The sequence below is a fragment of the Mesorhizobium sp. ESP-6-2 genome, assembly GCF_020164675.1.
Classification (GTDB): Bacteria; Pseudomonadota; Alphaproteobacteria; order Rhizobiales; family Rhizobiaceae; genus Mesorhizobium.
In genome coordinates this window covers 17,420-26,351 of the sequence record NZ_JAIUGT010000003.1, presented here as the reverse complement: position 1 = coordinate 26,351, position 8,932 = coordinate 17,420, and the positions used below count along the sequence as shown (strand labels likewise).

The 8,932-nt window shown below is 58.1% G+C and carries 15 protein-coding genes; 13 read left to right on the top strand and 2 right to left on the bottom strand.

Going from position 1 to position 8,932, the window contains the following annotated elements:
• Position 1: 1 nt before the first annotated feature.
• The 7 genes from LB532_RS09550 (at position 2) to LB532_RS09520 (ending at position 3,258) form a co-directional block, all read left to right on the top strand.
• Positions 2–439 (top strand): hypothetical protein, encoded by a 438-nt coding sequence (locus LB532_RS09550; protein ID WP_224556710.1) that lies wholly within the window; start codon positions 2–4, stop codon positions 437–439.
• A 6-nt stretch (positions 440–445) separates the two neighbouring features.
• Entirely contained in the window at positions 446–781 is a 336-nt protein-coding gene (locus LB532_RS09545) for a hypothetical protein (RefSeq protein ID WP_224556709.1), read from the top strand.
• Positions 778–1,044: a hypothetical protein gene (locus tag LB532_RS09540; protein WP_224556708.1), complete on the top strand. Its 267-nt coding sequence runs from the start codon at positions 778–780 to the stop codon at positions 1,042–1,044. The genes LB532_RS09545 and LB532_RS09540 overlap by 4 nt, the downstream gene beginning before the upstream one ends.
• Positions 1,045–1,110: 66 nt before the next feature.
• Entirely contained in the window at positions 1,111–1,335 is a 225-nt protein-coding gene (locus tag LB532_RS09535) for a hypothetical protein (RefSeq protein WP_224556707.1), read from the top strand.
• Between the two features lies 1 nt (position 1,336).
• Positions 1,337–2,428 carry a hypothetical protein gene (locus tag LB532_RS09530; protein WP_224556705.1) on the top strand — a complete coding sequence of 364 codons (1,092 nt, stop codon included), beginning with the start codon at positions 1,337–1,339 and terminating at the stop codon, positions 2,426–2,428.
• A 1-nt stretch (position 2,429) separates the two neighbouring features.
• A complete protein-coding gene (locus tag LB532_RS09525; RefSeq protein WP_411908874.1) occupies positions 2,430–2,864 on the top strand; it encodes a hypothetical protein in 435 nt (144 codons plus the stop codon).
• Positions 2,851–3,258, top strand: coding sequence for a DUF4376 domain-containing protein (locus tag LB532_RS09520; RefSeq protein ID WP_224556703.1), 408 nt, complete (start codon positions 2,851–2,853; stop codon positions 3,256–3,258). Before LB532_RS09525 ends, LB532_RS09520 begins: the two co-directional genes overlap by 14 nt.
• A 63-nt stretch (positions 3,259–3,321) precedes the next feature.
• On the opposite strand, the gene LB532_RS09515 is transcribed toward LB532_RS09520, so the two are convergent.
• Positions 3,322–3,954, bottom strand: coding sequence for a hypothetical protein (locus tag LB532_RS09515; RefSeq protein ID WP_224556702.1), 633 nt, complete (start codon positions 3,952–3,954; stop codon positions 3,322–3,324).
• A gap of 338 nt (positions 3,955–4,292) precedes the next feature.
• Between LB532_RS09515 and LB532_RS09510 the strand changes: the two genes are divergently transcribed.
• The 5 genes from LB532_RS09510 (at position 4,293) to LB532_RS09490 (ending at position 7,201) form a co-directional block, all read left to right on the top strand.
• Positions 4,293–4,778: a carboxypeptidase gene (locus LB532_RS09510; RefSeq protein ID WP_224556700.1), complete on the top strand. Its 486-nt coding sequence runs from the start codon at positions 4,293–4,295 to the stop codon at positions 4,776–4,778.
• Positions 4,768–5,037, top strand: coding sequence for a hypothetical protein (locus LB532_RS09505; RefSeq protein WP_224556698.1), 270 nt, complete (start codon positions 4,768–4,770; stop codon positions 5,035–5,037). Before LB532_RS09510 ends, LB532_RS09505 begins: the two co-directional genes overlap by 11 nt.
• Positions 5,034–5,408 carry a hypothetical protein gene (locus LB532_RS09500; protein ID WP_224556696.1) on the top strand — a complete coding sequence of 125 codons (375 nt, stop codon included), beginning with the start codon at positions 5,034–5,036 and terminating at the stop codon, positions 5,406–5,408. The genes LB532_RS09505 and LB532_RS09500 overlap by 4 nt, the downstream gene beginning before the upstream one ends.
• A complete protein-coding gene (locus LB532_RS09495; RefSeq protein ID WP_224556694.1) occupies positions 5,329–5,625 on the top strand; it encodes a dehydrogenase in 297 nt (98 codons plus the stop codon). The genes LB532_RS09500 and LB532_RS09495 overlap by 80 nt, the downstream gene beginning before the upstream one ends.
• Positions 5,626–6,598: 973 nt before the next feature.
• Positions 6,599–7,201, top strand: coding sequence for a hypothetical protein (locus tag LB532_RS09490; protein ID WP_224556690.1), 603 nt, complete (start codon positions 6,599–6,601; stop codon positions 7,199–7,201).
• A gap of 91 nt (positions 7,202–7,292) precedes the next feature.
• Here LB532_RS09490 and LB532_RS09485 read toward each other — a convergent pair whose 3' ends face one another.
• Positions 7,293–7,514 (bottom strand): hypothetical protein, encoded by a 222-nt coding sequence (locus LB532_RS09485; protein WP_224556688.1) that lies wholly within the window; start codon positions 7,512–7,514, stop codon positions 7,293–7,295.
• A gap of 495 nt (positions 7,515–8,009) precedes the next feature.
• Here LB532_RS09485 and LB532_RS09480 point away from each other — a divergent pair, with 495 nt between their 5' ends.
• Positions 8,010–8,915 carry an RNA ligase family protein gene (locus LB532_RS09480; RefSeq protein ID WP_224556815.1) on the top strand — a complete coding sequence of 302 codons (906 nt, stop codon included), beginning with the start codon at positions 8,010–8,012 and terminating at the stop codon, positions 8,913–8,915.
• The last annotated feature ends 17 nt before the right edge of the window (positions 8,916–8,932 follow it).

The following is an 8,932-nucleotide window of genomic DNA, read 5'->3' as shown; positions in this document are numbered from 1 at the left end:
GATGGCGAAGATCGCACTCCTTGATGTCGATACCATTAAGTTCGGCAATGCCGCGCTGACTGGCGCTGGCCAGTCGAGTTTTTCCTATAATCCATCGACGAGCGTTAATGCATCTGTTGCGATATCGAATCCGAGTGGCAACCCGATAACCCTATATTGGAACGCCAATGGGGTATGCGCCAGCGGTGCGACTTCCAGCCAGGCCCGCACGGCATCGGTGAATTTTTCCGTCATGCGTGGCGCTACGACGTTCTATAGCAATAGCGTCACAAGGACGGACATCGGGGATCCTGGCGTGCAACTGCCATGGAGCGGAGCGGTCTACGATCCAACCCCCGGAACGGCTCCCGTCTACTCCACAACTGGTGCCGCCAATGCAAGCGGCCTGGGTTCCGCGAGTCTGACCGGAATGCTCATGGCCGTGTATTTCAAGAAGTAGGGGATCATGGCCAAGATCGCCGATCTGAACGTCACCACAATCACCATCAAGGATGGTTCGATCACGCAGTTCTGCGCGCCCTATAGCGGCGCTCTTGGCACTAACCGCTATATCGACGTGGTCTTCGACGCCTATTCCACGCCGGCATTGATCTTCGCCGTGACCACGGCTGGAACAGCAAATCTCTACTACAATTTTGGTGGACCCAACCAGGAGCAGATTTTCTCATTCGTTGGCAACAAGTGTGGCGTGGTTGGAGACTCCCGTTCAGCCGGGACGGCTACCTACGCGCTCTCTGGCGGCACTGGGTCGATCACCGGTGCGCTGATGAGGTATCGATGACGATCTATCGGATCACCTATACAAGCGGCATCGAAGTCGATGTCGAGGCTTCCCGCCTCGAGGACGATGGCATCTCGACCAAGCTGTTTCGGGATGACGGCTCGGTGGCGCTTTGGGTCACCGACTGCGAGATCGTTTGTTGCGAGCCGGTCGGCGATTTTGCGCCGGACACATTTGACGTTGGGGAGACGCAGCAAGGCGTCGTCCTGTTGAACGAAGCCGGTGAAGTGCTCGCCGCCTACCGGAATTATATCGCCTCGTAGAGGCGCTCACCACCTTTCACCATCTTCGCCCTGCCTCGAGCGGGGTTTCCAGTCATGGAGAACGTTATGTCAGACACGAAAACCAATGATCCCGGGGTCATGACCATTTCTATGCAAGTCGCGCTGGAGGAAGAGGTCGAGCGGCTGGCAGCGGCGGAGAAGGCATCCAAGAACAGGATCCTCTACCTGGCGCAAAGCAATGCGAACTTGAAGGCGCGGCTTGCCGAGTTGGAAGCTGAGCTCGCCACACTGCCGGCCGAAGCGCCGGTCGGGAAGCAAAAGGCAAACTGACATGGCGATCGTCCAGGACTATCAGACCGGCACGGTGTCGGTCGCCAATGGCAGCACGGCTGTTACGGGCGTCGGCACGGCATGGGCGGCGGCGAGCGTTCGGCCGGGCGATCTCTTCATGCGAGCCGGCCTTGCCGTCCCAATCGCGTCCGTCACCGACAACACCCATCTGGTGCTGGCTGAAAATTGGCCCGGCACAACCCTCGCTGGCTCCGCCTATCGCATACGCTTCCAGCCGGACGGCGCTCGCTATACCGCGGCGGCAACGGCGTTGGTCGAGCTGCTGGCCGATGGCGATATCGCCGCCATTGCCGCCCTGAACAGTGCGGCGGACAAGCTTCCCTACTTCACCGGTCCCGGTGCGGCTGCGTTGGCTGATTTCACGGCAGCGGCCCGCGCGCTGCTGGACGATGCGGATGCATCGGCGATGCTGACGACGCTCGGTGTCTCAGCCTTCGCGAAGACGCTGCTGGACGATGCCAATGCCGCCGCAGCTCTCGAAACGATCGCGGCCGGAACCCGGCTTGGCCTGAATGGCATCGCGCCTCCCAGCAATGATCTGAATTTGGCGATTAAACCGGGTTTCTACCTGGCGATTTCATCGACGCTGAACCAACCCGTTGCCGGAAGTTTTTGCAATGTTCTGGTCATGCAATCGTCTTCCATCGTCACGCAGATTTCGCATTTGGAAACGTCGTCCGGTGGCATCGGCGCAATGTACGCGCGGGGTAGTAACGACGGCGGCGCAACGTGGTCAACATGGAAGCCGGTTCTTCCCGTCTTCACCACCAATGCGAACGGCAATAGTTGCCGGCTCGGTGACGGAACGCAGATCAATTGGGGTACCAAAAGCTGGACGACCAGCATCGATACCGCATTCGGCAATATGTTTATCTCACCGGGCGGCGTTTCAATCACCCAGCCAACAACCTTCGTCGGCGGCGCACAGCGTTTTTACGTGGGATCGGGAGGCGTCGGTACTCGTGCCTGGTTCTATCCGTTCCAAACAAACAACATCGTCGCAACAAGCCCGACATCCATCGCGTCGACAGCCTACAGCGTTGACTGGCTTGCCATTGGAAGGTGGTTCTAACATGCGTATCAATTTAACGCCTGAATGCCGCGACGGGGCACTGATTGTTATCAAAAATGGTGATGCTTTGGACATCAACGGCGAAGCGTTTGACTTCACCACCCTGCCAGACGGCGCGACGATCCCGTCCGGAGAAATCCCCTGTGAATGGATCATTGGCGATGTCGAACGCATCAACGGTGAAATCGTCTTGACGCTGCTGCTGCCGACGCCATTCCACGCCGAACAATGGCAGGCGTTCCCAGAGCCGCTGGAGGATGTGCCTGATGGTGCGGTCGATTTGCCCGCCAGTACGACGGTCGATATCGCCGAAGTCCGCGTCGAGGGTGGCAAGAACATCGTCGTCACCAAGCACCGCTGGCATCAGCCGGATGAAGTTCAAACGACGTTCATCGCGGAAGTATCAGCGCCGGAGAGTGAAAATGTGGACGCCTGATCCCGCCAAAATCGTCACCGCCGAGCAGAAGGCCGCCGCCATTGCCTCGGACCAGCGTGCCGCGGTCAATCGCGAACGTGCCCGTCGCATCGTCGCCGGCAAGACCATCGACGGGATCGCCGTCACCGGCCGGGATGAGGATCGCAGCAATCTCAGCGATCTTGCCTTTGGCGCCCAGTTGCGCCTCGGCCAGGGCGACGCGACGACGCTGACGACCTTTCGGGACGGCACCAACACCGATCATGACCTGACGCCGGAGCAGGTCCTCTCCCTGTGGCAGCAATCGGCAACATACGTCTCGGCGCTCTATGCTGCGTCCTGGGCGATCAAAGCCATGGATCCGCTGCCGGCCGACGTGACCGCCGACGAGTTGTGGCCGGCGTACACAGCATAGAATTGCTGGACACGTCATGGCTGGAGAAAATTGAAATGGCTTTAACGTGGAATGTCGGCGGCATCATCGTAACTCCTGCGATGGCAGAGGCATTGGGGGACGCGGCGGCCAATTTCGAAGGCGTCTTGAATGAAGCTTCGGGAATGTCGGTCTTTGCGGCAATGTTGAAAGTGTCCCCTTATTACGATGAAGCCAAAGCCAGGAGTACACTTCAAGAGCATGGCCAGACAGCAGTATCATCGCTTCTTTCGTGAGGAACATTTCGTAAGCGTCGATGACTTGGTCGTGTAGGCGCAGTTGACCCGATCTAGAGCTTTTGTTCTTGATCTGCGCACCCAGACCTTCTGTGCCTGGTGCGCTATAAACAATGCCATGTAGGTAGTCGTTCCGATATGGACGCTGTTCGTTCATCGCCACACAGATGAACTCAATATTGTCGTTGATCTCGTCGGGAGCCGCTATTTTCCCGACGGCGCGAAGCGAATTTGACAACTGCTCTGCCGTCAATTCTGCCGTCATAACCTGCGTTACAGCAGAGGGGCCGCATAGAAACTCAAGGATAAGCCGAATGGAAGCTTCGACGCCATTCCAAGCTATGACAATTTCTCCAATACTTCGCAAGATGTCATCATGTTGAGGCGGTTCGCGTTCTAGACGAAGCTTCTCGGTTTGCCATCGACGCGGCTCTCCAGCCATTTTCCCCTCCCGTTAAGACGCCAGCATCAAAACACCGCGCCTGACGCGAGTCGATTCCTACACCACTCATATCCCTGAACAACCTGCCCGCGAGGGCGGGACGGAACTGCCATGACCACTTTCGGCCGCCTATCCCGCCTCCTCAACCGCGCGCTAGGCGGCTCAGCAAACCAAACCCTCTGCGCCCGCATCGCCGCTTGGCGGCCCGACTGCCTGTTTTGCCGCCTCATGGAGGCGGTCGAGCCAAATCATTGCGCGATTGAGTTGGCGCGTTGGGATCGCCGCGGCACCAGCATGGTTGGCCGCCTGCGCAACGGGTAGCCTCTAAAGGAATCCAAATGAACCTAGATTTTGGCTGCACTCGCCTCATTCTGGCGAAGTGCAACGCCGAAGGATTGCTTCGCAATCAGGCGGCGTACGTGCTGGCAACGGCTTGGCACGAGACGGGCCACACGATGCATCCGGTGCGCGAGATGGGCGGCGAGACCTATCTGCGCAGCAAAGCCTATTACCCGTATGTCGGCATGGGCTTTGTGCAGTTGACGTGGAAGCGCAACTACGAGTTGGCCAGCAAGAAACTCGGCGTGGACTTCGTGGCTAACCCGCGCCTGCTTCTGGACCCGGAGCATGCTGCTGTCATCCTTGTTACCGGTATGCGCGACGGATGGTTCACCGGCAAGAAGCTCGCCGACTACATCACCCTTCAGGAATCGAACTTCGCTGGTGCCCGCCGCATCATCAACGGCACTGACCGTGCCGCTTTGATAGCTGGTCACGCCGTGCAGTACGACGCGGCTCTAAAGGCGGTTGGCTATGGCGGCTGACCTCATTCCCAAGAGCCGCACCTTCAGCAAGCGGCTAGTGATTGCGTGCGTGGTGTTAGCTTGGGTGGCGCTGTTCTATTCGATTTACAGCGCGCAGGCGTCCGTTGCTGTTGCAGGCTTCTCATTCATCGCAACCATTGCGGCAGGATACATGGGCGTCGGCCACATGGATCTTCGGCAACTGCTTACAGCGCTGAAGCAGGGAGCCGATTACGGCGCCGTGCCCGAGCCGCCGCCTATCGAAATGAGGGATGCATGAAACTCCTAGACACCCTGACGGGCGGCTATGCCTCGCTCATCGTGTACGGCTTGGCCGCGCTGGCTGTGGCTGCGGTTTTGGCATGGACTTATCACTTGGGTGGCGCCCACAAAGAAGCCGTTTGGTCCCTAAAATACGAACAGCGCGAAGTAGCCATCCAAGCCGCCACCAACGCCGAGATATCAAGGCAGGCGCAGGCCAACGCGCAGGCCAAGGCGCTAGAAGCGCAGCGCATTGCGCAACTCGAGGCCGAGAACGCAGCCCTAGAACAACTTATCAAGGAAAAATCAGATGAAGCGGACGCTGACCCTGATCGCGATCGCGTTTGCCTGTCTGGCGATGCAGGGTTGCGTATCGACTCGATCCATTAGCACGGCACTGCCGCCCGCCCTGGTAGAGCCCGCGCGCGAGACGGTCGCGGCATGCCTTGGTCCAGTACGGCTACCCAAGGGCGTCCTGACACAGCGCGACGTCGAGCGGCTTTGGATTTCTGACCGCAAGGCGCTGATTACGTGTGCCAAGCGGCATGCTGCCCTTCGGGACTTCTACGCGCAGCGTGATGCCGAGTTGCGGGGCGTCAAGAAGTGATCCAAGAACGCGTAACCAACGGCATAGCCGCCGCAGCCACGACCAACGTCCTCTGGCTTCCATACATTCAGGACGGCGCCTCCCTGGCGCTTACACTTCTCGGTATCGTCTGGCTTGCCGTCCAGATTTATTACAAAGTTTCCAAGGGCAAGTAGCCTGTGCCGCCGGGCCGCCGCTGCTTTGGATTCGCTTGTTACGGCCTACTGGTAGACATCTGGCGCGCTGCGCGGGGTGGCTAGACACGCACCCGAGCTAGGTGACTCGTTGTAGAAATCGCAGATCAGATCGGCGACTCTATCCGTGACGTCATCCAAGGGGGACATGAAGAGGGATTGAGCAGCTACGGCGGACGATACCGACAATTATCCAGCGAAACGCAGATGTTGGTGCCTTGTACATGTCCGCGTCAAACGCAAATGCATCACAGCCGACTTCGCGATTTCCGGCGTTTCATGCGAACGACCAACGCATCGTCAAACGGCCGAAATTAACGAAACATACGAAATCGTATGAACCGCTATAGACGAACCGACATAGGAATCATATTATGCGGATGATTTCCAAGGATCACGGCGGGCTTGACAACGCGACGTTTTGTGGTAACGCCCACTCAAATCTGCCTATTAAAGCCTTATTTAACGTGAACAACGGAACATACCAGGGGTCGACACGTTCGACCACAACGAAAGGAGCGAGTCATGGATAGCATGTCCCAATGCCAGACGCTCGCTGTGCGATTCGAGAGAATGGCGGCAGACGGGCTTTTGGACGTGAAGTTCTTCATCCGGAATCAGGATGAGGCAACGGCTGAGGCTGTCTGCGCTGAAGTCTCGGCGCTGTACGCTGCTGTGGACCGGGGCGAAGAGACCCCCCTTGACTTCAAGGACTCGACTCGGCCATAGCGTTTATTAGCCGAATTCTGTTGAAGGCCCTAGGTTGTCCTAGGGCCTTTTTCATATGTGGATTCTTTAAGATGTTAGTCTCAACCGAAAAATTGCTTCAGGTTTTGAGGAAGGTGCGCCAGCTCCGTGAGGAATATCGCTCCTACGTGCTGGGCGGTGACGCCAACATGGTATCCATCGAGGATCTTCAGCGATGCATTGAACAGATGTACGAGCTTGAGATCATCAAAACCCAAGTCGTGTTCACCTCCACGTTTACACGCGGGCTAATGGAGCGTTACAAAAATAAGGTGATCATCCGCGTCAAGCATGACCAAACTGACGATCACAAACGCTTCACTGCGACGAAGGAGATGTGCCACCCCGTCGTTGACGAAAAGGAGGACTGGTCGACCGATGGCGTCGGCCGGATCCAAGATCTATTGATCGAATTTGAGGTTACCAACGGAGAGGCCCCTCACCAAGCCACTCAATCGGAGGTCCTTGCCGAGATAGCGGCAATCGAAGTCCTCTATCCATATGAATGCCGGGGGATCGACTTGCAGCGATTGGCCAGAGGAGAGACGACGCTTGTGAAGATTGCGACCTATCACCGTGTCCCCGCGACCGTGGTGAGTCGCGCCCTGGCGGATCAATATCATCAATTGATCACAGGCCTATGGGGTCAAATTTAGCGCAACCGACCCCGCCGCCGCTCGTTGACCTACGCTGGTTGATCCCAGCACTTCCTGTCATTGCCCGCTACCTCACGGTGGCGGGCTTTTTTTATTGCTTCGTGCTTGCGCCGGTCAGTTCTCGAAAGACCTGACACCAAAAGCGGTAGTCGGCGTTTCGACCAGCTAGATTCGCGTCTAGCGCGCACCAAGCGACGGCGGTCGCAGCATCCTGCCCGTAAAGCTCGATCGCGGCGATAACCGCTCGCTCGGGACTGGCCAGTTCCGCAATGGTCAATGCTGCGTCGATGGGCTTGGCTTCAGTGCGTGACATCGTATCGCTCCTGAACGTTTCTGCCAAAGTAGCGCGTTCGAGCGGGCAGTCTATCATTGAAAGTAGGTATTGACGGCGCACTCAACCGGCATTTCCCGCCCGGGCGGGGTTTTGCGTTTCAGCTATCACAGGTCGATTTCGCCTAGTCCGCGGCACCTGAAGCAAGGGAATTCGTAGGTGACGGGGTCACCTGTGGGAACTCTCCAAATCGGTCCCTCCGACATAGCGGGCCAACGCTTCCCATCAGCATAGATCATGGTGGCCAACGCAAGGTCGTAGCGATCGTCAATGTCTTCGACCGGGAGCCTCCAGAAGCCTTTGCCTTTGCATTGCGGACAGTTGATCAGCATGAGCACCTCCTCAACCGGTCAAACATTCAATTCAGCTAAAATGTTCCGGAACTGAATCGGGCGTCGCGGCTTGAATCGCGTGGTGGCGTGGGGTTTTCAATTGCGCAAGCATTCCGGCGAAGGCCGGCTGACATTCATCAAGCCGATGGAGCCGGAGTTGGTCGACCGGCCGCCGCAAGGCGACGGCTGGAGCCATGAGGTCAAGTTCGACGGCTATCGAACCCAGGTCATCAAGGACGTTGACGGCATCCGCTTTCTCACCAGGAGGAGTTACGACTGGACGGACCGGTATCGCCAACTTGCCGACGAGGCGGCGGCGATCGAGGCGGAAAACTTCATCCTCGACTGCGAGGTCATGAAGGTCGACGAAGCGGGCCTGTCTGACTTCCACGCCTTGCAATCGGCCGTCGCGGGGCGCAAGCCGAAGGACCTCTATCTGGTCGCCTTCGATCTCCTCCACCTCAATGGACATGACCTGCGTGATATGCCGCTGGAAGACCGTCGCGAGATCCTGCACGAGATGATCCCAACCGGCGGTAGGATACAGTTCAGCGAGGCGTTGCCGGGCACCGGCGATGCCGTTTACCACCTGGCCTGTGAGACAAACCTTGAAGGCATCGTTTCGAAGCGCAAGGACAGCGTCTATCGCAGCGGCGAGACCATGCATTGGCGCAAGGTCAAGTGCTACGAGCTAAAGGACCTGGAGATCATAGGCGTGCAGCGTGATCCCGGCCAGGCGGCTCGGGTGTTCATGGCCGACAAGGGTCGCTATGTCGGCACGGCGAACGTCAGCTTCAGGCACGACAAGAGGCAAGCCCTATGGGATAGAGTGCAGGGCAAGATCGGCGCGCCGGTGCCGAAAGGACTCAAGAAGGAAAAGGCACAGTGGTTGCGGCCGGGCCTGGCCGGCAAGGTCCAAACTCTCAAGGGCGAGGAAAAGCTGCGCCACGCCTCGCTGAAGGATTCTGGGAGCAGGACTAAGACACGCTCGGCAAGAAGCTGGAAGCCAGGACAGGCGTTTCGGCCTGACCTCCAATTCACCATGCGGTGACGCCTGAGATGCGGCGA